The sequence below is a fragment of the Leptotrichia sp. oral taxon 223 genome, assembly GCF_013394795.1.
In the GTDB taxonomy this organism is placed as follows: Bacteria; Fusobacteriota; Fusobacteriia; order Fusobacteriales; family Leptotrichiaceae; genus Leptotrichia.
This window is the reverse complement of the sequence record NZ_JABXYU010000001.1, coordinates 820,500-845,321: the sequence shown is the minus strand read 5'-3', so window position 1 is coordinate 845,321 and position 24,822 is coordinate 820,500. Positions and strand designations below refer to the sequence as shown.

The window sequence follows — 24,822 nt, the reverse complement described above, 5'->3', positions numbered from 1 at the left end:
TAAATACAGCTTGTCAGAAATAAGACAAAGATGAAAGTTTAAAAATATTATATTAATGAATTTTATAAATAAAAAATAAAAAGAATAGGAAGGGATTATAGGAATGGGATTGTTAATAATAATTAATGTGCTGTTTATGATATTTTTCTTTGTGATAGCGTATATGTCGATACGGTATTTTATTAATCAGATTGAGAAATATCCGAGAATTACATTTGAGGAAGTATACAACAGCAAAAAATTAAGACAAAAATATAATATTGAGGATAACAAGGCAAACCCTTATGATTACGGGTATAATTTTAAGGAAGTTGAGTATAAGTCAGGGAAAATACAGCTTTATGGGTGGCTTATTGAAAACAAGGAAGCTACAAAAACTATGATTATCTCGCATGGACGTGGTGTGAATAGATTGTCGTCGTTACAATATCTAGGAATGTTTAAGGATATTGGGCTTGACAAGGAGTATAGTTTTTTTATTCCAGATTTGAGAAATTCTGGGAAGTCTGACATAGCCAGAACTAAGATGGGATACTGTTTTGGGCAGGATATTTTTCATACGATGGAAATGTTGAATGAAAAGTTTGGGAAGAATAATTTTACGCTGTACGGGTTTTCGCAAGGGGGAATAGGATCTGCCATTGCGTCTAAAATGTATGTAAAAACGCTCCGAAAAAAAGGGATAGTCATTGATAAGCTTATACTGGACAGCTCAATTTCAAATATAAGAAAGAGAATTAAGGAAGATGCAAGAAAACGCCGTGTTCCAAAATTTATTGTAAGTGTTATTGTAAGAATTTTTAATTTAAGAGTTGGAAGCCATCTTGATAAACTGAGATTATCGTATTTGCTAAAAAGAATACCTACATTGATAATTCAGTCTAAAAATGATAAGGCTACAACTTATGGAATGCTTATGGAAGAGTATAACGAACTTGCACAGAATGAAAATATCAAGCTAAAAGTTTTTGAAAAAGGTTCACACACAAGAATTTATGCTGATCCTGAATGTAAAGATGAATATGCTGAGGCAGTAAAAGAGTTTTTAACAAATTAAAGTGATAAAAACTGAATAAATATAAAGTTTGAAGATACAAGTTATAACTTTTAGGTTTGTTTTAAGCAATATAAAAAACAGAAAGGTAGAAGATTTAATGAGTTCAAGATTAACGAAAAAAAGTTACATAATTTACGGGCTTGGGGTTTCATATTTTATGATTGACCAGATTTATAATCAATGGTTGTCATATTATTATTTGCCACCTGAAACGGAAAAAAATTTAGTTCCGTTGTTAAAGCCGCAGTATTTAGTTCTAGCATTTATTTTTGCGAGGATTATTGACGCAGTGTCAGATCCTGTTGTAGGATTTTTATCTGACAATTCGAAATCACGTTTTGGAAAAAGATCAATATTTATGCTAGTTGGAGGATTGCCACTTGGGCTTCTTACGATTATGTATTTTTATCCGATTAAAAGTTCGCAGATGGCAACACTTATTTATTTATCAGTCGTTGGAGGACTGTATTTTACGGCATATACTTTAGTTGCAGCACCGTATAATGCTCTAATTCCAGATTTGGCTTCAACTAAGGAAGAAAGGCTTAACCTGTCTACAATGCAGTCGACTTTTAGACTTATATTTACTGGGGTTGCGATGGTTCTTCCAGGGATTCTGATTTCAAAATTGGGAAGAGTAAATGGAGTGCTGAATACAGAAGTTGGAATACGTAAAACAGTAATTTTGATTACAATACTGTCAGTTTTAGGAATTTATGCATGTGTATTTTTTCTAAAGGAAAAGAAACTTACACAAAATCGTCCTAAGACTGAATCGTTAGGATTTATGAAATCAATTTCACATTTGAAGGATAAGGAAATTATTTTATATTTTTTAGGATATTTCTTTTTCTTTTGCGGATTTAACATACTTCGTGGAGATTTGACATATTATTTGAGCGCTGTAATGCAGAAGGATATTAAATATCTGACTGTAATATCAGTCGTGCTGTTTGGAATGGCGGGGCTGTTTTTTCCGATTACAAACAAGTTTGGGAAAAAATATTCTTATAAGAAAATATTGATTGTGGATATGCTGCTTTTAATAATTGGTACTTTTGGTCTATTGTTTATTAATAAAAATAATTCAATTTTTGCATATTTGCTTTTTGTGATTTGTGGAACAGGATTAAGCGGTGCAGCGTTTATTTTCCCACAGGCAATGCTTAGTGAAATTTCTGCAAAACTGTCAGAAACCAAAAAAGTAAGTTTAGAAGGCTTTATGTTTGGAATACAGGGAATGTTTTTAAAATTGGCATTTCTAGTGCAGCAAGTTGTACAGTCAACTTTACTTGTTGTGGGAAATCAGAATGTTCAGAATGGCGTGAAAGGTGCAACTGAAATTGGAGTTAAAGTGACACTTGTCGTGGCGTTAGTGCTGTTTGGCGTTTCGCTGTTCTTCTATAATTTGAAAAAAGAGGATTAATTTTAGCTAATTATTAATATTTATAAATAAAAAATGGAGGTTTTTATGAAAATTGAAGATTTGCAAAAAAAGGCGAAAACATTGAGAAAAGACATTATTGAAATGATTTACAGGGCAAAATCAGGACATCCAGGAGGTTCACTTTCGATTGCTGATATTCTGGCTGTGCTTTACTGGAAGGAAATGAACATTGACCCAAAAAATCCAAAAATGGAAAATAGAGATAGATTAGTTCTTAGTAAAGGGCATGCTGCTCCTGCACTGTATGCGGCTTTGATTGAAAAAGGATTTTTAGGAGATGAAGGGAAGAATCTTATTCCGACACTTAGAAAATGGCACTCTCCGCTTCAGGGGCATCCTGATATGAAAAAGCTGGCTGGAGTTGAAATGTCAACAGGTTCACTTGGGCAAGGACTTTCAGCAGCAAATGGAATGGCTTTGAGCGCAAAAATTTACAATAACGATTACAGAGTTTATACAATCTTAGGAGATGGAGAATTGCAGGAAGGGCAAGTTTGGGAAGCGGCTATGACAGCTGCACATTACAAGCTTGACAATTTAGTTGCGATAGTTGACTATAACAACTTGCAGATTGACGGAAAAGTTTCGGATGTAATGGATGTCGCTCCAGTTGGGGAAAAGTTCAAGGCTTTCAAATGGAATGTAATTGAGATTGACGGACACAATTATGAAGAAATCATAAATGCTCTTGACACAGCAAGAACTGTGAAAGGACAGCCAACAGTTATTGTTGTAAATACTGTAAAAGGAAAAGGTGTTTCATTTATGGAAAATAATGCTGGATTCCACGGAGCTGCTCCAAATGATGAAGAATACAAGAAGGCAATGGAAGAATTGAGTTAAAATAAAATAATAGTATTAATTAATTTGATTAAACCGAATATTAAGAAAAATTTCGTTGAAAGAAAAAATATTTATTAATTAAAATAATTTGTAATGAAAGAATCCTTTATACGAATGCTTAGTGATAAAATTTAACTAAGGAATACTTTAAGGGTTGCTGAATAAGTCTATTAAATTGTTACTTTAATTAGAGAATAGTATTAGAAAGTTTTTAAAAATAATGAAATAAAAAATAGGAGAATATGAGAATGGGAAAAAAATCAACTAGAGTGGCTTATGGAGAAGCGTTAGTTAAATTGGGAAAAGTAAATAAAGATGTGGTAGTGCTGGAAGCGGACTTGTCAAAATCAACAATGACTGCATATTTTAAAAAAGAGTTTCCAGAAAGACATATAAATGTCGGGATTGCAGAAGCTGATATGATTGGAACGGCGGCAGGTATTGCAACGACTGGGAAAATACCGTTTGCCTCAACTTTTGCACATTTTGGGGCAGGACGTGCATTTGATCAGATTAGAAACTCGGTGGCATATCCGCAATTAAATGTTAAGATTTGTCCGACTCACGCAGGAGTTTCGCTAGGAGAGGATGGAGGTTCGCATCAGTCAGTTGAGGATATGGCTTTAATGCGTGCAATTCCAGGAATGGTGGTGCTATCGCCAGCAGATGCGGTTGAAACAGAAAAAATGATTTTTGCAGCAGCTGAATACAAGGGGCCTGTTTACGTAAGATTGGGAAGACTGAATATACCAGTATTATTTGATGAAAACTATAAATTTGAAATAGGGAAAGCCGCAACTTTGACAGAAGGAAACGATGTGGCAATTTTAGCGACAGGACTTATGGTTTCAGAAGCTCTTGAGGCGGCGAAATTACTGGAAGAAAAAGGAGTGAAAGCAAGAGTGGTTAATGTTTCTACGATAAAGCCGCTAGATACGGAAATAGTCCTAAAAGCTGCGAAAGAATGTAAATTTATTGTAACAAGTGAAGAACATTCTGTAATTGGAGGGCTTGGAAGCGCAGTTTCAGAATACTTGTCAGAAGTTCACCCTACAAAAGTGATAAAACACGGAATACAGGATATTTTTGGACAAAGTGCAGATGGAGAAACTATGCTTACGAATTATGGGCTTAGAGCGAAGGATATTGTAGAAATAGTTTTGAAAAATATATAAATTAAATTGACAAAAATAGAGAAAAAATGTTACTATAAATTCAGGTTTTGGAGTTAGTCGCTTGAAAATTTATTTTTAAGAGGAAAGTCTGGACTTTGCAGGGCAAGGGAGGCAGCTAACAGCTGCTGGGAGAAATCTTAAGGAAAGTGCCACAGAAAATAAACCGCCTGTCCTTTCAGGTAAGGGTGAAAAGGTAGTGTAAGGGACTACCAGTAATTTAAGGAATTAAATTAGCTAGGTAAACCCCTCCCAAAGCAAGAGCAAGCAGAAAGCTGTTAAGAGGCGGCCCGTCTTGGCTTGATTGGTAGCTCGCTAAAATCTGTAAGTAATTATTGATTTAGATAAATGATTAACGAATACAGAATCCGGCTTATACCAAAGCCTGTGAAACTCAGAAATTTTCTGGGTTTTTCTTTTTTATTTCTGGCTTGAAAATTATATTTTTATTTTAATAAAATTTTGATTGGCAGTTTTTTAGCAATTGCTCGAACAATTTAAATTTAATTAGACTATAAAAGTCAAATAAAATAGTTGTTTAATTCAAGGTTTATAGGTTTTAAAAGCATTTACGTAAATGTCTTGACAAATTAAAAAAATAGGTATATAATATGCCCGCATAGTAAAACAACTTTAAAATTGGATACAAAAAATTAAAGCTATTCTATTGAAGTTATTAAGTTTAATGCTTTTAGTATTCCAATTTTGAAGTGTTTAATAACGAAAATTATAAAACAAATTTGAAAGGAAACAATTAAAATAGTGAACTACAATTTTACAGATTTTTTACAAAAAAGAAACGAAAAACAAATAAGTGAAATGACAAATCAGGAAATTTACTATAAATTACTTGAATATGTTAAAGAAAGAGCAGATGAAAAAACTACAAACAAATCTAAAAAGAAAATATATTATATTTCTGCAGAATTCTTAATTGGGAAATTATTGTCAAATAATTTGATTAATTTGGGAATTTATAAGGAAGTAAGGGAAGAATTGAAGGCAGCAGGGAAAAACTTGAGCCATATTGAAGAAGTGGAAACAGAACCTTCATTAGGAAATGGTGGGCTTGGAAGACTTGCCTCATGCTTTATTGATTCAATGTCAACTTTAGGAATCAATGGAGAAGGAGTCGGGCTTAACTATCACTGCGGACTGTTTAAGCAGATTTTTAAGAATAATGAGCAAAAAGCTGAGCCAAATTACTGGATAGAAGATCAAAGCTGGTTAAGAGATACAAACATTGGATATGAAGTAAAATTCAAAAACTTCAGTTTACATTCAAAGTTAAAAAGAATTGACATTTTAGGATATGAAAAAGATACAAAAAATTACTTGAATTTATTTGATATTGAAAGAGTTGACTACAATTTGATAAAAAATGGCATATCATTTGATGAAGAAAATATTGAAAAAAATCTGACATTATTCCTATATCCTGACGACAGTACAAAAAAAGGAGAATTGTTACGTATTTACCAACAATATTTCATGGTATCAAATGCGGCAAGGTTGATTATTGCTGAAGCAACTGAAAAAGGAAGCAACGTTCATGATTTAGCAGATTATGCGTTTGTTCAAATTAACGATACACACCCAAGTATGATAATTCCTGAATTGATCCGTATTATGACGGAAGAGCATGGTATTTCTTTTGAAGAAGCAACAGAAATTGTAACAAAAATGACAGGATATACAAATCACACAATTTTGGCAGAAGCATTGGAAAAATGGCCTCTAGACTATTTGGAAGAAGTTGTGCCAAATATTGTTGAAATTATAAAAAAACTGGATAAGGTTATAAAAGCTAAATATTCAGATGAAAAAGTACAAATTATCGACAAACAGAACAGAGTTCACATGGCAAATATGGATATTCACTTTTCTTCAAGCGTAAATGGAGTTGCTCATTTGCATACTGAAATCTTGAAAAATAGTGAACTTAAGGAATTTTATGAAATTTATCCTGAGAAATTTAATAACAAGACAAATGGAATTACATTTAGAAGATGGCTTGAAAGCTGTAACGAAGACCTGGCAGACTACTTGAAAGAATTAATTGGTACAGGATACCTAACAGATGCTGAAAATCTAAAAGAACTTTTAAAATATGTTGACGATAAAAATGTTTATGAAAAATTAGCACAAATTAAACATGGAAATAAAATTAAATTGAAAAAATATTTACAGCATACACAAGGAATCGTTATTGACGAAAACAGTATCATTGACACTCAAATTAAAAGATTCCACGAATACAAACGTCAACAAATGAACGCTTTGTATATAATTAAAAAATATTTAGACATCAAAAATGGAAAATTACCAGAAAGAAAGATAACAGTATTATTCGGTGGAAAGGCTGCACCAGCCTACATCATTGCCCAAGACATCATTCACTTAATACTTTGTCTATCAGAAATAATAAACAACGATCCGAAAGTAAACAAATACTTAAATGTTTACCTAGTTGAAAACTACAACGTAGGATTAGCTGAAAAAATTATTCCAGCAACAGATATTTCTGAGCAAATCTCGCTTGCCTCAAAAGAAGCCAGTGGAACTGGAAATATGAAATTTATGCTAAATGGAGCATTGACTCTTGGAACAATGGATGGAGCAAATGTGGAAATTCATGACCTTGTAGGCGATGACAATATCTACATTTTTGGAAAAAATAGTGATGATATAATTAAATTATACGAAACATCAGGTTATGTTTCAAAAGATTACTACAAGCAAGATGGAATAAAAGAAGTAGTTGATTTCATAACTTCTGATGAATTAATAAAAGTAGGAAACAAAGAAAGATTAGAAAGACTTCAAAATGAACTTATAAACAAAGACTGGTTTATGACATTAATCGACTTTGAAGATTACTACAACACAAAAGAAAGAATGTTTAAAGATTATGAAAATAAAGACTTGTGGTACAAAAAAGTAATAAATAACATAGCAAAAGCAGGATTCTTCTCATCAGACAGAACAATTGCACAATATGAAAATGAAATCTGGAAAACTAAATAAATTTTATAAGGCGAGGATTTAATATCCTCGTTTTTATTTTGTTATGGTAAAGTGAAAGTTTAATTTTTAATAGTTTTAGAAAACTTTAAAAAAAGTAAAGAAAATAGTATTGACAAAAAAAGGGGAATATGATAATATAAATAAGCTAGTTTATTCTGGTAATACCAATATTTTATTGGGAGGGATAGAAAACAATGAGAGTACAAGTTATTTTAGAATGCACTGAAACTAAGTTAAGACACTATGTTACAACTAAAAACAAAAAAACTCATCCTGAAAGATTAGAAATGAGAAAATATAATCCAGTGCTTAGAAGACATTCTCTTTATAGAGAAGTTAAATAGTCTCATAAAAATAGATAGGTCAGTAGTTCAATTGGTAGAGCGTCGGTCTCCAAAACCGAAAGTTGCGGGTTCGATTCCTGCCTGGCCTGCCATTTTATTTTATGGGAATTTTTTTTTAAAAAATTTAGTTTTGTTGAAATCATTAAGTAGACAAGTAAATTTTTTGTGATTATGCAGCTAAAAAAATAAATAGAAGTTTGAGATTTTTTAATCAGAGGAATAATAAAATGAATAAAAAATCTTGAAGGATTCTAGGAGAAAATCATGAGTAAATTTAATTTAAAAGAGACTTTCGGAAATTTGCGTGAAGAATATAAAAAAATATATTGGCCTGATAAAATCGAAGTTTATCATGTTACTGTAATTGTGATTTTGATGACAGCGTTTATTGCTATATATACACTTCTTTTTGATACAGCATTTAATTTTGTGCTGGCGAAAATAAGTGAAGTTTTGAGAAATCTTATAGGAGGCGCGTAAAGTGACTGAAGCAAAAGAAAAAGTTGAAGATGAAGTTGTATACGAAAAAAAATGGTATATAATTCACACTTATTCTGGTTATGAAAAAAAAGTGGCGGCGGATCTTGAGAAAAGGATTGAGTCGCTGGATTTAACAGACAGGGTTTTTAGAATTTTGGTTCCAGAGGAAGAAGTTTTGGAGGAAAAACGTGGAAAACAAGTAAAGGTTTCAAGAAAACTGTTTCCAAGTTATGTAATGATAGAAATGCTTTCTGTTAAGGAAGAAAATGAACTGGGATTAGGATACCGTGTTGACAGTGACGCCTGGTATGTAATTAGAAATACAAATGGGGTAACTGGATTTGTCGGAATTGGGAGCGATCCTATACCTTTATCTGATGAAGAGGCTTCAAATTTGCTGGCTAAAATTGGAATTGATGTTGACGGAGAAGGAAATACTCCTAGACTTGATATAGATTTTAGAATTGGTGAAGTTGTTGAAGTAAAAGGCGGATCCTTTGACGGGCAGCAAGGTGAAATTGCAGAAATTGACCATGAACATGGAAAAGTAAAAGTAATGCTTGAAGTTTTGGGACGTTTGACTCCAGTAGAAGTTGAATATACCGAGATAGCAAAAATAGACTATTAGCAGTTTAAATAGTAGTCTAAAAAATAACAATCAAAATAGAGAAGAAGTATTATTAAAGAATAATAATTAGCGAAATTTTAATTTGAAGAAAAAGTGGGAGATTTAACAAATTCAATTACCACAAAGGAGGAAAAATGGCTAAAGAAGTAATCGGAAAGATTAAATTACAATTAGAAGCGGGGAAAGCAAATCCTGCACCACCAGTAGGGCCTGCGCTAGGACAGCATGGGGTAAATATTGCAGAATTCTGTAAATCATTTAATGCACAAACACAAGATAAAATGGGATTTGTAATTCCGGTAGAAATTACTGTTTATGCAGATAGAAGTTTTACATTCGTTTTAAAGACACCGCCTGCATCAGACTTGCTGAAAAAAGCGGCTAAGGTTAAAAAGGGCGCTGGAAACTCTATAAAAGAAGTTGCTGGAACTATAACTAAAGCTCAGCTGCAAGAAATCGCAGAAACTAAATTGCCAGATTTAAATGCTGGATCAGTTGAAGCGGCTATGAACGTTATTGCAGGAACTGCAAGAAGCATGGGAATTAAAATTTCTGAATAATTAAAGTTATTCAAATTTTAAAAATTGGATAAATTAAAAATAAAATTTAAATGATTTAGAACAAGTGGGAGATTTAGTAAATTCAATTACCACAGAGGAGGAAATAATAAATGGCAAAAAGAGGAAAAAGATATAACAGCATTTCTCAAAAAGTAGATAAAATGAAAGTTTACACACCAGAAGAAGCGCTAGAATTAATTTTCGATACTAAAAGTGCTAAATTTGTGGAAACAGTAGAATTAGCAGTAAGACTGGGAGTAGATCCTAGACATGCTGATCAGCAAGTAAGGGGTACAGTTTCATTACCAAATGGTACAGGTAAGACTGTAAGAATTTTAGTTATCACAAGCGGAGAAAACATTGATAGGGCATTAGCTGCAGGAGCGGATTTTGCTGGAGATGACGAATACATTAACAAAATTCAGAATGGATGGCTAGATTTTGATTTAGTAATTGCTACACCTGACATGATGCCTAAATTAGGAAGATTAGGAAGAATTTTAGGAACTAAGGGATTAATGCCTAACCCTAAATCAGGAACAGTTACAACAAATGTTGAACAAACAGTTCAGGAATTTAAAAAAGGAAAAGTTGCATTTAAAGTTGACAAATTAGGATCAATTCATTTACCAATCGGTAAAGTTGATTTTACAAAAGAAGCTATCGTAGAAAACTTTAAAGTTGCACTAAATCAAATTATCAAATTAAAGCCAGCTGCTTCAAAAGGGCAATATTTAAGAACAGTTGCAATTTCATTAACTATGGGGCCTGGAATTAAAGTTGATCCATTATTGGCTGGAGTATTTGTGGCTGAATAGTAGTAAGTTAAGTAATCTTAATAATAATTTTTTGTTACCGGGTAGATTTTTTCTATTCGGTAATTTATACTATATGTTTTATATTTTTCAAAAATTAAATTACTAAAAATTAAAGATGCTTGGATTTTTTTTAAATCGAACTGATAGAACAAGTAAAAATTAAGTTTAGGAAGGATAGCTGAGATTTTTAAATTTAGTCTTAAGAAGTTTGAAGTAATGAATCCAGCAAAAAAAATAATTTTTTTGAAAGATACTTGCAATTTTGACAAAATTATAGTATAATACTATATATTGGTTTATTAAGTATAAATCATATGGAATATAACCAAAGACAGTAGGTAGAACGGAAGTTTTTTAAACCCTACCGAGGTAAATATTATTACAAATAGATATTAAAATTAAATAATAGATATTTTATATAGTATGATACCTCTGGGCTTATTGTTTTTGTTTCAGAGGTTTTTATTATAAGGAGGTGAAACAAATTGCCAGCACAAGCAAAATTAGAAGCGGTAAAAGGCTTAGTTGAAAAACTAAAGGATGCTAAAGCAGTAGTATTTGTTGATTACAAAGGAATCAGCGTTAATGAAGATACTGAACTTCGTAAAACAGCAAGAGAATCAGGAGTAGAATACTTCGTTGCTAAAAACAGATTGTTTAAAATAGCGTTGAAGGAAGCAGGATTTGATACAAACGTTGATGATCTATTAGAAGGGACTACGTCGTTTGCATTAGGATATGAAGACGGAGTTGCGCCATCTAAATTAATCTTTGATTTTGGAAAAAAATTAAAAGACAAAATATTAATTAAAGGTGGATTGCTAGAATCTGAAAGAGTTGACGTGCCAACTGTGGAAGCGCTAGCTAAATTACCATCGAGAGATGAGTTACTTGGACAAATTGCTTACGGATTGCTGTCGCCAGTTAGAATGTTGGCTGTTGCATTGACAAATGTTGCAGGACAAAAAGAAACTGGAGAACCAGTAGCAGAGTAATTTTTAAAATTATAAATAAACTAAAATAATAAAAATAAAATCAAGAAAAATTAGGAGGAAATAAAATAATGGCATTTAATAAAGAACAATTTATAGAAGATTTAAAAGCTATGTCTGTATTAGAATTAAAAGAATTAGTTGAAGCTATTGAAGAAACATTTGGAGTATCAGCTCAACCAGTAGCAGTTGCAGGAGGTGCAGCGGCAGGAGGTGCAGCGGCAGAAGAAAAAACTGAATTCGACGTAATACTGGTATCTCCAGGAGGAGCTAAATTAGCAGTAATTAAGGAAGTAAGAGGAATTACAGGATTAGGACTTAAAGAAGCTAAAGAATTAGTTGAAGCTGGTGGAAAAGCAGTTAAAGAAGGAGTTTCTAAAGACGAAGCTGAAGCTTTAAAAGCTCAATTAGAAGGTGCAGGAGCAACTGTAGAATTAAAATAGCAAGAAATGAATCAATAGTGAAGGCACTCTTAAAATACAGAGAGTGTCTTTTTCCACTATAAAACTTGAAAGAAAAGGTTTTTTCTTTTTTGTATTAATTTTTATAAAAAGTCAATTAAAGATTATTCATAATTATAGTAAAACACTTTAAATTAGAGATAAAATTAAAATATTGCATGCTTGCGTGCTGCAAAAGCTGATTTTATAACTTGTTTGAAGGAAGTTCGGGCATATAATAATTCATTTTAAGACTAAATATGAAAGTTTAAATTTTTGAAAACGGTATTTTTAGTCTATTTTTTAGTCTTTTATACAGCTATACAGAAGCGCTGTTTTAAAAACGTAGTCAGTTCACTTAAAATTGGAGTAGAAATTAACTTTCTGCTCTCGTTTTAAACTGGAATTGCTGTAATAGCGATTTTGTTCAAATATTGTTTTACTAGTTTTATTGCGGGATTTTATATTATTTTCCATTTGAATGGCAGAGTTATGAACTTTTTGTTAGTAAATAACAAAATATAATTTCTCTTTTTTATGGGATTTAGTATTAGACAGCTTTTAAGTATAATGTGAATATGAATAATCTTATATTTTTAGATTGCTTATTGGATAATTAAATTTTTTGTAATTGGATTATTGTTTGGGTAATTATGTAATAACAAATCGAAATTATGAGAACATTTTTTGATGAAAGTTTAATTTTTAAATTAAAGAAAGAATATGTTCTTTGTAGGGAGGAATTTTTTAAATGAACAAACTTATTGAAAGATATAGTTTCGGAAAAATAGTAGATAGAGGGGAAATGCCGCATTTCTTGGAATTTCAGTTAAATTCATATGAAGATTTTTTGCAGACAAAAGTGCCACCTCAAAAGCGTGAAAATAAAGGTTTTGAAGCAATCTTTAATGAAATTTTTCCAATCGAATCAAGCAACGGATTGTTGAAGTTAGAATATTTATGGTATGAAATTCACGATAATGACGAACCTTTAAATGATGAATTAGAATGTAAAAAAAGAGGTAAAACATATTCTGGCCAATTAAAAGTTAGACTAAAATTAACTAATAAGAGAACAGGGGAAATTCAGGAAACATTAGTTCATTTTGGAGATATACCACTGATGACTGATAAAGCCACATTTATTATAAATGGTGCTGAAAGGGTTGTTATTTCTCAATTGCACAGATCGCCGGGAATTACTTTTAACAAAGAATTGAATATTCAGACAGGAAAAGATGTGTTTATTGGGAAGATTATCCCTTATAAAGGGACATGGCTTGAATTTGAAACTGATAAAAATGACATCTTAAATGTAAAAATTGATAGAAGAAAGAAAGTTTTATTGCCTGTATTTTTAAAAGCAGTGGATTTTTTCCAAAATAATACGGAAATTATGAACCATTTCTTTGAGGAAAAGGAAGCGGAGCTGTCAGAACTTTATTCAAAATATAGAGATACCGAACTGGAAGAAGTTTTACGTTCGAGATTAGAAGGAAGCTTTATAAGAGAAGACATTCTGGATGAAGAAACTGGGGAATTTGTAGCAGAAGCCGAAGAAATTATTGATATGCCAGTTATTCAAAAGATAATAGATGCTAAAGTTGAAAAGTTGAGTATTTGGGAAGTGAGGCCTGAAGGCAGAATTATTGCTAACGCTTTAGTCCATGATAATACAAAAACCAATGATGAAGCTGTTATCGAAGTGTTTAGAAAATTGCGTCCAGGGGATTTGGTAACTGTGGACAGTGCCAGATCGCTTGTTAAGCAGATGTTCTTTAATCCGCAAAGATATGACTTGGCAGATGTCGGAAGATATAAAGTCAACAAAAGATTGAAGTTGGATGTTCCGGCGGATGTAATCGTATTAACGAAGGAAGATGTCTTACAGACTATCGAATATGTGAAAAATCTTGTAAGCGGAGAAGGATTTACTGATGATATTGACAATTTGTCAAATAGACGTGTAAGAGGTGTCGGGGAGCTGCTTTCCATCCAAATAAAAGGCGGAATGCTTAAAATGTCTAAAATGGTGAAGGAAAAAATGACAATTCAAGACATTACAACATTGACTCCACAAAGCTTGTTAAATACAAAACCATTAAATGCGTTAATTCTTGAGTTTTTTGGAAGTGGACAGCTGTCACAATTTATGGATCAGTCTAATCCATTGTCAGAATTGACTCACAAAAGAAGAATTTCAGCGTTAGGACCGGGAGGACTTTCAAGAGATAGAGCAGGATTTGAGGTTCGGGACGTTCATAACTCGCATTATGGAAGGATTTGTCCAATAGAAACTCCGGAAGGGCCAAATATCGGACTTATCGCTTCTCTTTCAACTTATGGAAAAGTTAATAAATACGGATTTATTGAAACTCCGTTTGTAAAAATAAATGATGGAAAAGCTGATTTTAATGATATTAGATATTTAGCGGCTGATGAAGAGGAAGGACTGTTTATCGCACAGGCTGATACTCCTATTGATAAAGACGGAAACTTCCTGACTGATGAAGTTGTGTGCCGTTATGGAGATGAAATTGTGCATATTGACAAATCAAAAGTTGATATTCTGGATGTGTCTCCTAAACAGCTGGTATCTGTTTCAGCGGGATTAATTCCGTTCCTGGAACACGATGATGCCAACCGTGCGTTAATGGGATCAAATATGCAGCGTCAAGCTGTACCTCTGTTAAAAACAGAAGCGCCTTATGTTGGGACTGGACTTGAAAGAAAAGTTGCCGTGGATTCGGGGGCAGTTATTACTTCAAAGGCGACTGGAACTGTAACTTTTGTAGATGCAAGAAAAATTATTGTAACAGATGATGAAGGAAAAGAATATTCTCACAGATTGTTAAATTTTGAAAAATCTAACCAGTCAATGTGCTTACATCAAAAACCAATCACTGATCTGGGAGATAAAGTTAAAAAAGGTGATATTATTGCAGATGGGCCATCTACTGCAGGTGGAGATCTGGCATTAGGTAAAAATATCCTATTGGCGTTTATGCCGTGGGAAGGGTATAACTTTGAGGATGGAATCCTTATTTCTGAAAGACTTAGAAAAGACGATGTGTTCACGTCAATTCATATTGAGGAATTTGATATTGAGGCGAGAACTACAAAACTAGGTGATGAGGAAATTACAAGGGAAATTCCTAACGTTTCTGAAGAAGCCTTGAGAAACCTTGATGAAAATGGAATTATAAGAATAGGGGCTCATGTAACTCCTGATGACATTCTCGTCGGAAAAGTAACTCCTAAAGGAGAAACTGAACCGCCAGCAGAAGAAAAATTATTACGTGCAATCTTTGGGGAAAAGGCAAAAGATGTAAGAGATACTTCGCTTAGACTTCCGCATGGGGTAAAAGGTACTGTTGTGGATGTGCTTGAGTTGTCTAAGGAAAATGGGGATGACTTAAAGGCTGGAGTAAATAAATTAATCAGAATTTACATTGCAGAAAAAAGGAAAATAATGGTTGGGGATAAAATGTCTGGACGTCATGGAAACAAAGGGGTAATTTCAAGAGTATTGCCAATTGAAGATATGCCACATTTGGAAGATGGAACGCCAATTGATGTTTGTCTTAATCCGCTTGGTGTGCCATCACGTATGAATATCGGACAGGTATTGGAAGTGCATTTGGGACTTGCAATCGGAGATATTGACAAATATATTGCAACGCCAGTATTTGATGGGGCAAGTGAAGAAGATGTTAAAAATTACTTGGAAGAAGCTGGATACAGTAGAACTGGTAAAGTAAAACTAATTGATGGAAGAACTGGACAGCCATTTGACAACCCGGTAACAGTTGGACGTATGTATATGTTAAAACTTCACCACCTGGTAGAAGACAAAATGCACGCCAGAGCAATTGGACCATATTCACTTGTTACTCAGCAGCCGCTTGGAGGAAAAGCCCAATTTGGTGGACAAAGACTTGGAGAAATGGAAGTTTGGGCATTGGAAGCCTACGGTGCGTCAAATATCCTTCAAGAAATGCTTACAGTTAAATCAGATGATATCAGTGGAAGAACGAAAACTTATGAAGCCATCGTAAAAGGACAAGAAATGCCAGAAGCAGACGCTCCAGAATCATTTAGAGTATTAATTAAGGAATTCCAGTCACTTGGACTAGATGTGGCCCTTTATGATAAGGACGGGGAACAAATTGAATTAGATAAAAATGTAGATGCTTAGTTTATGTAGTTGCAGCAAGGGGTTAAGTTCCTTGTCCAAAATTAATAAAAATAAAAAATAATTTTGGGAGATGGTATATATGAAAAAATTATTTTGTTTAGCATTTATTTTAACAGTTTTTGTAAATGTTAATACATTTTCTGTAACTAAAAAATCAAGTGCGAGTAAAAAAAGTCCATCAGGACAGACACAAACAGAACCTGTAAGGGTGGTTCTTAGATTTCTTAAGGAATATGCAAATTTAGGACCTGGTTATATTGACAATACAAACTTGATTTCAGATAAATTTAGAACTAAGTATTATAAAGAAAAAGCAAAATATATTGAAGAAAATGGCATTATAGATTATGTTCCAATTGTAGGAGGACAAAATCCTTCAGAAAATTATAAACTTATTTCATATAATCCAAATACCGGGATGGTAGTAGTTAAGCCAGTATATGCTGGATATGATAGCGAAATTGAAGAAATAAAATTACAAGTGAAACAAGTTAATGGAAAATGGATTATTGATGATTATGTGCAAAAATATTAAGTTATCATGATAAATTAAAAACAAGAATACAAAAAAGTTTTCCCGCTTTCTTTAAAAAAGTGGAATTAAAGAATAGAGGAGGCTCTTAACGAATGAGTATAAGAGATTTTGACAGTATTCAAATAAAATTGGCATCACCAGAAAAAATATTAGAATGGTCGTATGGTGAAATTACAAAAGCCGAAACAATAAATTATAGAACTTTAAAACCTGAAATGGACGGATTATTCTGTGAGAGAATATTTGGGCCATCGAAGGATTATGAGTGTGCCTGCGGGAAGTACAAGAGAATGCGTTACAAGGGCATGGTGTGTGAAAAATGTGGTGTTGAAGTGACAACTTCAAAAGTTAGACGTGAAAGAATGGGACATATAAAACTTGCTACACCAATTGCACATATCTGGTATTCTAAAGGTACTCCTAACAAGATGAGCCTTTTATTGGGAATCAGTACAAAGGAATTGGAGTCAGTTCTGTATTTTTCGAGATACATTGTAACTGATCCAGGAGAAACTGGGCTTCAAAAAGGTGAAATTTTGACTGAACGTGAATATAAACTATATGAAAATCAGTTTAAAAATGAATTTACAGCGAAAATGGGTGCTGAGGGAGTTCTAGCCTTGCTTGAGGAAATTGACTTGTTTGATTTGGAGAAAAAATTGCAAGGTGAAATGGATACAGAACATTCTGCACAAAAAAGAAGAAAAGTTATAAAAAGATTAAAAGTAGTAAGAGATTTGATAGAAGCCGGGAATAGGCCAGAATGGATGATTATGACTGTGCTGCCTGTAATTCCTGCAGATTTACGTCCAATGGTTCAATTAGACGGTGGAAGGTTTGCCACTTCTGACTTGAATGACTTGTACAGAAGAGTAATTAACAGAAATATAAGACTTAAAAAATTGATGTCAATAAAAGCTCCTGAGATTGTAATAAAAAATGAAAAAAGAATGCTGCAGGAGGCTGTTGACGCACTAATTGACAATGGTAGACGTGGAAAACCTGTTGTTACTCAAAATAACAGGGAGTTAAAATCGCTTTCTGATATGTTAAAAGGGAAACAAGGACGTTTTAGACAAAATCTGTTGGGAAAACGTGTGGATTATTCAGGAAGATCGGTTATCGTAGTCGGGCCAAGTCTGAAAATGAATCAATGTGGGCTTCCTAAAAAAATGGCGCTTGAGCTGTATAAGCCATTTTTAATGAGAGAGCTTGTAAAAAGAGAACTAGCTTCAAATATTAAAGTGGCTAAGAAAATGGTTGAAGAGGAAGATGAAAATGTATGGGAATTGATTGAAGAAATTATTAAAAATCACCCTGTTCTTCTAAATCGTGCTCCAACATTGCATAGACTTTCAATTCAGGCATTTGAGCCAATATTAATAGAAGGAAAGGCGATAAGACTTCACCCGCTCGTATGTTCTGCATTCAATGCGGATTTTGACGGGGATCAAATGGCGGTACACTTGGTATTGTCACAGGAAGCTCAAATGGAAGCAAAATTACTGATGCTTGCAACAAATAATATTATCGCACCGTCAAACGGTAGGCCGATAGCAGTTCCGTCACAGGATATGGTAATGGGATGCTATTATATGACAAAGGAAAGAAAAGGTGTAAAAGGGGAAGGGAAATCTTTTTCTAACAAAAATCAGTTAATTACAGCTTATCAAAATGGGCAAGTTTCAGTTCACGCACTTGTAAATGTAAGAATTGACGGGGAAACAATCAGGACTACACCGGGACGTCTTATGTTTAACACAATGCTTCCAAAAGAAGTGCGAGATTACACAAAAACTTTTGGTAAAGGTGAGCTGGCAAAGCTAATCGCTGAATTATATAAGAAATTTAGATTTGAAAAAACATCGGCATTGCTGGATAAAATTAAAGAATTTGGATTCCATTATGGAACACTTGCTGGAATTACTGTTGGAATTGAGGATCTGGAAATTCCAGAAAGCAAGAAGACTATTTTGGAAAAAGCTGAAAATGAAGTGGCTGAAATTGAAGAGCAGTATAAGGCTGGAGAAATTATTGATGCGGAAAGATACAGAAGAACGGTTGCAATTTGGGATGAGGCAGTTTCAAAAGTGACTAAGGATATGATGGACAATCTGGATGAATTTAACCCAGTTTATATGATGGCGAATTCTGGAGCCAGAGGATCTATTGCACAGATGCGTCAGCTTGGTGGAATGCGTGGACTTATGGCAGATACGCAGGGACGTATTATAGAAATGCCAATTAAAGCTAACTTTAGGGAAGGACTTAACATTCTTGAGTTCTTCATGTCATCACATGGAGCAAGAAAAGGGCTTGCTGACACAGCGTTAAGAACGGCGGATTCGGGATATTTGACAAGAAGGCTTGTTGATATCTCGCACGAAGTTATCGTAAACCACGATGACTGTGGATGTGAACATGGAATTGTCGTATCAGACTTGATGGATGCTGGAGAAGTAATTGAAAAATTAAGCGAAAGAATTTATGGAAGAAACTTGGCAACGGACTTGATTCACGATGGAAAGGTTATTGCTAAGAGAAATGCGTTAATAACAGATGACTTGATTAAAAAGATTGAAGAACTGGATATCCGTGAAGTAGAAATAAGAACACCTTTAACTTGTAAATTGGACAAAGGGGTTTGTAAAAAGTGTTATGGACTAGATCTTTCTAATCACAAGGAAATCCTGAAGGGAGAAGCAGTCGGAGTAATTGCAGCGCAGTCAATTGGAGAGCCAGGTACACAGCTTACAATGCGTACTTTCCATACTGGAGGGGTAGCAACGGCAGCATCTGTTCAGTCAGATTATAAGGCTGATGTTTCTGGGAAAATTAAGCTTAGAAATATTTCTACACTTGTAAATGACGAAGGAAAAGAAATCGTTGTTTCGCAAAATGGACGTATAATAATAGGAAAACATAGATATGAAATTCAGTCTGGCTCAATTTTACACGTAAAAGACGGAGACGCTGTCAAAAAAGGACAAGTGCTTGTGGAATTTGATCCTTATCAGACACCGATTATTACATCTGAAGAAGGTAAGGTGGAATTCAGAGATATTTATGTGAGAGAAAATATTGATGTTAAATATGGCGTTACTGAAAAAGTTGCAATCAAACCGGTTGAAAGTAATGATGTAAACCCTAGAATTATCATTTATACAGACGATGGCAAAAAAGTGGAATATGCAGTTCCATATGGTGCGTATTTGATGGTAAATGAGGGGATATAGTTAAAAAAGGGCAAGTTATTACAAAAATCCTTAAAACTGGAGAAGGAAATAAAGATATTACAGGAGGGCTTCCTCGTGTGCAGGAATTGTTTGAAGCAAGAAATCCTAAAGGAAAAGCGATATTGTCAGAAGTATCTGGTAGAATTGTGTTTTCGGATAAAAAGAAGAAAGGTATGCGTTTAATTCTTGTGGAAGATCCTGAGTCAGGTGAATTAATTCAGGAATATACAGTTCCAGTGGGAGAACATCTAGTTGTAACTAATGAAATGTTAATCGAAAAAGGTGCTAAAATTACTGACGGGCCTGTTTCGCCACACGATATTCTGAAAATAAAAGGGCTTGTAGAAGCACAGCAATTTATTCTTGAGTCAGTGCAGCAGGTGTACAGGGAACAAGGAGTTGCGGTTAATGACAAGCATATTGAGATAATCGTAAAGCAAATGTTCCAGAAAATCAAGATTAAGGAAGCTGGAGATTCACTGTTCCTTGAAGATGAATTAATTGACAAGAAAATTGTGGAACGTGAGAATGACATGTTGATTTCAAAGGGAAAACGTCCAGCAACTTATGAGCCAGTAATTCAAGGTATTACAAAAGCCGCAGTAAATACAGAAAGTTTCATTTCGGCATCATCATTCCAGGAAACAACAAAAGTTCTTGCAAATGCCGCTGTTGAAGGGAAAACAGACAGGCTTGAAGGATTGAAGGAAAATGTAATTATTGGTAAGAAAATACCAGGAGGAACTGGATTCAAAGATTATAAATATCTGGATGCAGTCTTAAAAAATGACATTGTGGAAGAAGAAGCGATGGAAGCTGGAGCGGATGGACAAACAGCGGAAATTACGCAAACTTTGGGAACATTGAAGGATAGTCTAAATGAAGCTATAGAAAATACTGAAGAAACAACGGAACTTAAATAATCAAGTCAGCCTTAAACTTGATATAAGAAATTATGTTTGGATTAAATAAATGTCCGGCTTAATATTCCGGCAGCATGAATTATCGTTATAAATATTGTGAATAGGGAGATTTATGAATATGAATTTCCCTTATTCATATAAAAAAGTAAAAGGTGGTTTTAATGAAAGGAAAACTAATTATCGTTTCAGGGCCATCAGGCTCAGGAAAATCAACAGTCACAAAATTAGTAAAGGATAGACTGAATATCCCATTATCAATATCAGCTACAACTCGACAGCCAAGAGTCGGAGAAATCGACAGAAAAGACTACTTTTTTTTAACTAAGGAAATATTTGAACAAAAAATAAGAAATGATGAATTTTATGAATATGCAAACGTCCATGGTAATTATTACGGAACATTGAAGGAAGTAGTGGAAAGAAATTTAAATAAAGGCTTAAATGTAATTCTGGAAATTGATGTTCAAGGTGCATTAATTGTGAAGGAAAAGAAAAAAGACGCTATTCTTGTATTCTTTAGGACAAAGGATATGGAAACGCTGGAAAATAGGCTTCGTAATAGAAAAACTGACAGTGAGGAAGTCATTCAGCTGCGTTTAAAAAATGCGGCAAAGGAGCTGGAATATGAGCCAAAATACGACTATACCATAATAAATAACGATATTGAGCAGTCTTGCAAAGAACTGATAAATATTATTAATTCCTAAGTCCCTTTAAAAATCTAACTGATACCCAAATAATCTTAGAGTCCGATTAAAACGGCTATAATTTTTAAGATTGATTTTAAAGCGGCTTTACTATATAAGAGGAGAATTATAAAAATGAAAAAAGAAAAAATAACAATAGATGAGCTATTGACTAAAATACCTAATAAATATGAACTTGCGATTATTTCGGGAAAAATTGCAAAAAAGGAATTTGCTAAAGGAAAACAGAAATCAGAAATAATGGATGAAGTTTTTAAGGACATAATGGACGACGAAGTGGAAGTTATTCGTGAAAATAATGAAGAAAATTAAAAAATTTTATTTAAAAAGTATTGACTATTTTGAAAAATAAATTATACTAATAGTGTGAATATTTTTTATGGAACTGTTTTTTGATGGAGGAATAAAAAATAATGATTTATGATGAAAAAGAGATACAAAAATTAATTGATAATCTGGATATTGTGCAAGTGATTGGAGAATATGTAAATTTAAAAAAGGCAGGTTCAGATTATAAAGGATTATCTCCTTTTAAAGATGAAAAAACCCCATCCTTTACAGTCAGTCCAGTGAAAAATATTTTTAAAGACTTTAGTACACAGATTGGCGGAAATGTAATTTCATTTTATATGAAAATTAACGACATTGGATTTATTCAAGCAGTGGAAGAATTATCACGAAAATATAATATTCCGTTAAAGAAAAATGAAAAGTTTCAGCTGATTAATCAGAAAATAAATGAGAAACAAGCCGAAAACAAAGAATATTTTGAAATAATGAACAAAGCTCAAATTTTTTTTGAAAATAATGTGGAAAAATATAACGAAGCATTAGAATATATGAAAAATCGGGATTTTTCTTTAGAAAATATGAAAAAATTTAAAATTGGATTTGCTTCTAACGTACGAGATGGATTATTTCAGTATTTGGTAGAAGAAAACTTTCCAGAAGAAAAAATAATAAAGCTGGGACTTGCTAAAAGAAATGAAAATGGAGAAATTTATGACAGCTTTAGAAACAGGATAATTTTTCCGATTTATAATATTGAAGGTAAAATAGTGGCATTTGGAGGGCGTATAATTGAGAAGAATACCAATTTGCCAAAATATCTTAATTCACCAGACTCGCCTATTTTTAAAAAAGGAAATGAACTTTTTGGAATAAAGTATCAAGGGGAAAATGTTAGGAAAAAGGGCTTTGCAATGTTAATGGAAGGTTACTTGGATGTATTGACGGCACAGAAGAATGGCTTTGAAAATGCGGTGGCAAGTCTTGGAACGGCATTTACCGAGGAACAGGCTCAGCTTTTGAAAAAATATACAGATAAGATATTAATTTCATATGATAATGACGAGGCTGGGAAAAATGCGGTAATAAAGGCAAGTTATATTTTGAAAAAATATGATTTTGATGTAAAATGCCTTGTTATGGATGGCGCAGAAAAAGATCCTGACGAATTTTTGAGAAAAAATGGGAAAAAGGCGTTTATAGAAGTTGTAAAAAAATCAGAGGAAGTGTTTGATTTTTTGACTAGAGAGGCTTCAAAGGATTTGAATCTGGAAGATATAAGCGGAGAGAGAAAATTTATAGAAAGGTTAAAACCGTTTTTTTCCAACGTTACAAACAATCTTACTAAAAATCTCTATTTACAAAAATTGGCAACTAATTTTAATATTAATGAATTTATTGTAAAGGAAGAGTTGAAGGATTTATCGAAAGAAGTTTTAAAGCGAAAAAAAAGAATAAGCTATGAAAACTGGAAAGTTCAATGTAAAAAGGAAAAAAAAGACTTAAATATCGAGCTGGAAGAACAGACGCTCACTTATATTTTGGAATTTTACAATTCTGAAAGGGAAAAGTGCGAGGAATTGCTAAACAAAAAGTTTAGTTATCCAATATTTAATGAACTTGTAGAAAAATTAACGGTAATAAATTTTGACATAATGCAGCTTGATAAAACAGATATTTCTGAGGAAAGCAGGGAAATTATTACGAAGCTGAAATTACGAGGGGATAACGGCATTAAAGATGAGGAAAGCTACTTCAAGGCGGTTTATTCTGGATGGCTTAAACGTGAAATAGATGATGAGAGAAGAAAAAGTGATGAAAAGAATGATAAAATAAGGAAATTTAAATTGAAAAGGATATTAACAAAGTTAGAAAATATTAGTAAAATTGATGAAATTGAAAAATTATATGATGAATTTATATTGATAAGGAGACCGGGTTATGTCTGATAAAAAACAAAATTTAAAAAATAGTCTCGCAAATTTTATAAAACAGGCACGAGAGCAAAAAGTTGTAAGTTACGAAGAAATAAATTCTGTTTTATCTATTGGATTTTCAACTGAAAAAATTGATCAATTAATAAAAAAACTGACTGATGACGGTGTTCAAATTGTAAATACGAAAAAAGAAAAAGAGGACTTGCTGAAAGTTCCTGATTCTTTAGCGGACATTGAAAAGATGGAAATATCAGATTTTGAAGATTCCCATGATGAATTTGTAGAGAATGAAATCGACGATTCGGAAGTGGATAAATTATTACAGACAGATCTATTGAAAATGGCGGAAAGTATGGATGTGGACGAACCAATAAAAATGTACCTGCGTGAAATCGGACAAATTCCATTGCTTAGCTATGAAGAGGAAATTGACTATGCTCAAAGGGTTTTAAACGGAGAAGAGGAAGCGAAACAGAAATTAATCGAGTCAAATTTAAGACTTGTTGTAAGTATCGCTAAAAAGCATACAAATCGTGGCTTAAAAATGCTCGATTTGATTCAGGAGGGAAATATGGGGCTTATGAAAGCCGTAGAAAAATTTGAATATGAAAAAGGGTTTAAATTTTCCACTTATGCAACTTGGTGGATTAGACAGGCAATAACACGTGCGATTGCAGATCAGGGAAGAACAATAAGAATACCTGTTCATATGATTGAAACAATTAACAAAATCAAAAAGGAAAGCCGTATTATTTTACAGGAAACTGGAAAAGAGCCGACAGCGGAGGAATTAGCCGAAAAGTTAGAATTGCCAGTGGAAAAGGTAAAAAGCATCCTTGAAATGAATCAGGATCCAATTTCGCTTGAAACGCCCGTTGGAAGTGAAGAAGACAGCGAACTTGGAGATTTTGTGGAAGATGACAAATTTGCAAATCCTTATGATGCAACAACAAGGGTTCTGTTAAAGGAACAGCTTGACGAAGTTCTAAAAACATTAAATGAGCGTGAGGAAATGGTACTCAGATATAGATATGGGTTGGATGACGGTTCTCAAAAAACACTGGAGGAAGTTGGAAAAATATTCAATGTTACAAGAGAGCGAATCAGACAGATTGAGGTAAAAGCGTTAAGAAAATTAAGACATCCGAGCAGAAGAAAAAAATTGGAAGATTACAGGAGCTAAAGATATT

General features: G+C 33.2%; 18 protein-coding genes, 1 tRNA gene, 1 other RNA gene, 1 pseudogene and 1 other annotated feature. All 21 genes and pseudogenes read left to right on the top strand.

The features are described 5' to 3' along the window. The first annotated feature begins 103 nt into the window (after nucleotides 1–103). The 21 genes and pseudogenes from HW275_RS03965 to rpoD all read left to right on the top strand — a co-directional run bounded on the left by HW275_RS03965 (nucleotide 104) and on the right by rpoD (nucleotide 24,815). Nucleotides 104–1,057 (top strand): alpha/beta hydrolase, encoded by a 954-nt coding sequence (locus tag HW275_RS03965; RefSeq protein WP_178935323.1) that lies wholly within the window; start codon nucleotides 104–106, stop codon nucleotides 1,055–1,057. Nucleotides 1,058–1,154: 97 nt separating this feature from the next. Continuing rightward, a complete protein-coding gene (locus tag HW275_RS03960) occupies nucleotides 1,155–2,483 on the top strand; it encodes an MFS transporter (RefSeq protein ID WP_178935321.1) in 1,329 nt (442 codons plus the stop codon). Between the two features lie 45 nt (nucleotides 2,484–2,528). Beyond that, nucleotides 2,529–3,347, top strand: coding sequence for a transketolase (locus HW275_RS03955; protein ID WP_178935319.1), 819 nt, complete (start codon nucleotides 2,529–2,531; stop codon nucleotides 3,345–3,347). A gap of 248 nt (nucleotides 3,348–3,595) precedes the next feature. Beyond that, nucleotides 3,596–4,522 (top strand): transketolase family protein, encoded by a 927-nt coding sequence (locus tag HW275_RS03950; protein WP_178935318.1) that lies wholly within the window; start codon nucleotides 3,596–3,598, stop codon nucleotides 4,520–4,522. Between the two features lie 41 nt (nucleotides 4,523–4,563). Further along, nucleotides 4,564–4,911: RNase P RNA component class A (gene rnpB, locus HW275_RS03945), an RNA gene on the top strand. 370 nt (nucleotides 4,912–5,281) lie between these two features. Further along, nucleotides 5,282–7,546 (top strand): glycogen/starch/alpha-glucan family phosphorylase, encoded by a 2,265-nt coding sequence (glgP, locus tag HW275_RS03940; RefSeq protein ID WP_178935317.1) that lies wholly within the window; start codon nucleotides 5,282–5,284, stop codon nucleotides 7,544–7,546. Between the two features lie 194 nt (nucleotides 7,547–7,740). Next, a complete protein-coding gene (gene rpmG / locus HW275_RS03935; RefSeq protein WP_178935316.1) occupies nucleotides 7,741–7,890 on the top strand; it encodes a 50S ribosomal protein L33 in 150 nt (49 codons plus the stop codon). 16 nt (nucleotides 7,891–7,906) lie between these two features. After that, nucleotides 7,907–7,982 (top strand) — tRNA-Trp (locus tag HW275_RS03930). 172 nt (nucleotides 7,983–8,154) lie between these two features. After that, complete coding sequence (gene secE / locus HW275_RS03925) at nucleotides 8,155–8,370, top strand: preprotein translocase subunit SecE (protein WP_178935315.1); 216 nt, start codon at nucleotides 8,155–8,157, stop codon at nucleotides 8,368–8,370. A gap of 1 nt (nucleotide 8,371) precedes the next feature. Continuing rightward, nucleotides 8,372–8,998 carry a transcription termination/antitermination protein NusG gene (gene nusG / locus HW275_RS03920; RefSeq protein ID WP_178935314.1) on the top strand — a complete coding sequence of 209 codons (627 nt, stop codon included), beginning with the start codon at nucleotides 8,372–8,374 and terminating at the stop codon, nucleotides 8,996–8,998. A gap of 134 nt (nucleotides 8,999–9,132) precedes the next feature. Next, on the top strand, nucleotides 9,133–9,558 hold the full coding sequence (gene rplK / locus HW275_RS03915; protein WP_178935313.1) for a 50S ribosomal protein L11: 426 nt from the start codon (nucleotides 9,133–9,135) through the stop codon (nucleotides 9,556–9,558). Between the two features lie 110 nt (nucleotides 9,559–9,668). Next, the gene (gene rplA, locus HW275_RS03910) at nucleotides 9,669–10,376 is read left to right on the top strand and encodes a 50S ribosomal protein L1 (protein ID WP_178935312.1); all 708 of its coding nucleotides are present in this window, start codon (nucleotides 9,669–9,671) and stop codon (nucleotides 10,374–10,376) included. A gap of 307 nt (nucleotides 10,377–10,683) precedes the next feature. Continuing rightward, nucleotides 10,684–10,850, top strand: a sequence feature (ribosomal protein L10 leader region). An 11-nt stretch (nucleotides 10,851–10,861) separates the two neighbouring features. Further along, the gene (gene rplJ, locus HW275_RS03905) at nucleotides 10,862–11,371 is read left to right on the top strand and encodes a 50S ribosomal protein L10 (RefSeq protein ID WP_178935310.1); all 510 of its coding nucleotides are present in this window, start codon (nucleotides 10,862–10,864) and stop codon (nucleotides 11,369–11,371) included. Between the two features lie 68 nt (nucleotides 11,372–11,439). Beyond that, nucleotides 11,440–11,811, top strand: a complete 372-nt coding sequence (rplL, locus tag HW275_RS03900; protein ID WP_178935308.1) for a 50S ribosomal protein L7/L12 — start codon at nucleotides 11,440–11,442, stop codon at nucleotides 11,809–11,811. 748 nt (nucleotides 11,812–12,559) lie between these two features. Continuing rightward, nucleotides 12,560–16,006 carry a DNA-directed RNA polymerase subunit beta gene (gene rpoB, locus HW275_RS03895; RefSeq protein WP_178935306.1) on the top strand — a complete coding sequence of 1,149 codons (3,447 nt, stop codon included), beginning with the start codon at nucleotides 12,560–12,562 and terminating at the stop codon, nucleotides 16,004–16,006. A gap of 79 nt (nucleotides 16,007–16,085) precedes the next feature. After that, nucleotides 16,086–16,541, top strand: a complete 456-nt coding sequence (locus tag HW275_RS03890) for a hypothetical protein (RefSeq protein WP_178935305.1) — start codon at nucleotides 16,086–16,088, stop codon at nucleotides 16,539–16,541. Nucleotides 16,542–16,633: 92 nt separating this feature from the next. Further along, nucleotides 16,634–20,700: pseudogene (rpoC, locus tag HW275_RS03885) on the top strand (DNA-directed RNA polymerase subunit beta'). A 161-nt stretch (nucleotides 20,701–20,861) separates the two neighbouring features. Then, nucleotides 20,862–21,407 carry a guanylate kinase gene (gene gmk / locus HW275_RS03880; protein WP_178935303.1) on the top strand — a complete coding sequence of 182 codons (546 nt, stop codon included), beginning with the start codon at nucleotides 20,862–20,864 and terminating at the stop codon, nucleotides 21,405–21,407. Nucleotides 21,408–21,521: 114 nt separating this feature from the next. Further along, a complete protein-coding gene (locus HW275_RS03875; RefSeq protein WP_178935301.1) occupies nucleotides 21,522–21,719 on the top strand; it encodes a DNA-directed RNA polymerase subunit omega in 198 nt (65 codons plus the stop codon). A 101-nt stretch (nucleotides 21,720–21,820) separates the two neighbouring features. Continuing rightward, nucleotides 21,821–23,644 (top strand): DNA primase, encoded by a 1,824-nt coding sequence (gene dnaG, locus HW275_RS03870; RefSeq protein ID WP_178935299.1) that lies wholly within the window; start codon nucleotides 21,821–21,823, stop codon nucleotides 23,642–23,644. Further along, nucleotides 23,637–24,815 (top strand): RNA polymerase sigma factor RpoD, encoded by a 1,179-nt coding sequence (rpoD, locus tag HW275_RS03865; protein ID WP_178935297.1) that lies wholly within the window; start codon nucleotides 23,637–23,639, stop codon nucleotides 24,813–24,815. The genes dnaG and rpoD overlap by 8 nt, the downstream gene beginning before the upstream one ends. Nucleotides 24,816–24,822 lie beyond the last annotated feature (7 nt).

Bases quoted from the DNA above. Each gene is read 5' to 3' on its own strand.
- HW275_RS03965 (WP_178935323.1), top strand. From the start codon at position 104: ATGGGATTGTTAATAATAATTAATGTGCTGTTTATGATATTTTTCTTT.
- HW275_RS03960 (WP_178935321.1), top strand. From the start codon at position 1,155: ATGAGTTCAAGATTAACGAAAAAAAGTTACATAATTTACGGGCTTGGG.
- HW275_RS03955 (WP_178935319.1), top strand. From the start codon at position 2,529: ATGAAAATTGAAGATTTGCAAAAAAAGGCGAAAACATTGAGAAAAGAC.
- HW275_RS03950 (WP_178935318.1), top strand. From the start codon at position 3,596: ATGGGAAAAAAATCAACTAGAGTGGCTTATGGAGAAGCGTTAGTTAAA.
- rpmG (WP_178935316.1), top strand. From the start codon at position 7,741: ATGAGAGTACAAGTTATTTTAGAATGCACTGAAACTAAGTTAAGACAC.
- secE (WP_178935315.1), top strand. From the start codon at position 8,155: ATGAGTAAATTTAATTTAAAAGAGACTTTCGGAAATTTGCGTGAAGAA.
- rplK (WP_178935313.1), top strand. From the start codon at position 9,133: ATGGCTAAAGAAGTAATCGGAAAGATTAAATTACAATTAGAAGCGGGG.
- rplA (WP_178935312.1), top strand. From the start codon at position 9,669: ATGGCAAAAAGAGGAAAAAGATATAACAGCATTTCTCAAAAAGTAGAT.
- rplL (WP_178935308.1), top strand. From the start codon at position 11,440: ATGGCATTTAATAAAGAACAATTTATAGAAGATTTAAAAGCTATGTCT.
- rpoB (WP_178935306.1), top strand. From the start codon at position 12,560: ATGAACAAACTTATTGAAAGATATAGTTTCGGAAAAATAGTAGATAGA.
- HW275_RS03890 (WP_178935305.1), top strand. From the start codon at position 16,086: ATGAAAAAATTATTTTGTTTAGCATTTATTTTAACAGTTTTTGTAAAT.
- gmk (WP_178935303.1), top strand. From the start codon at position 20,862: ATGAAAGGAAAACTAATTATCGTTTCAGGGCCATCAGGCTCAGGAAAA.
- HW275_RS03875 (WP_178935301.1), top strand. From the start codon at position 21,522: ATGAAAAAAGAAAAAATAACAATAGATGAGCTATTGACTAAAATACCT.
- dnaG (WP_178935299.1), top strand. From the start codon at position 21,821: ATGATTTATGATGAAAAAGAGATACAAAAATTAATTGATAATCTGGAT.
- rpoD (WP_178935297.1), top strand. From the start codon at position 23,637: ATGTCTGATAAAAAACAAAATTTAAAAAATAGTCTCGCAAATTTTATA.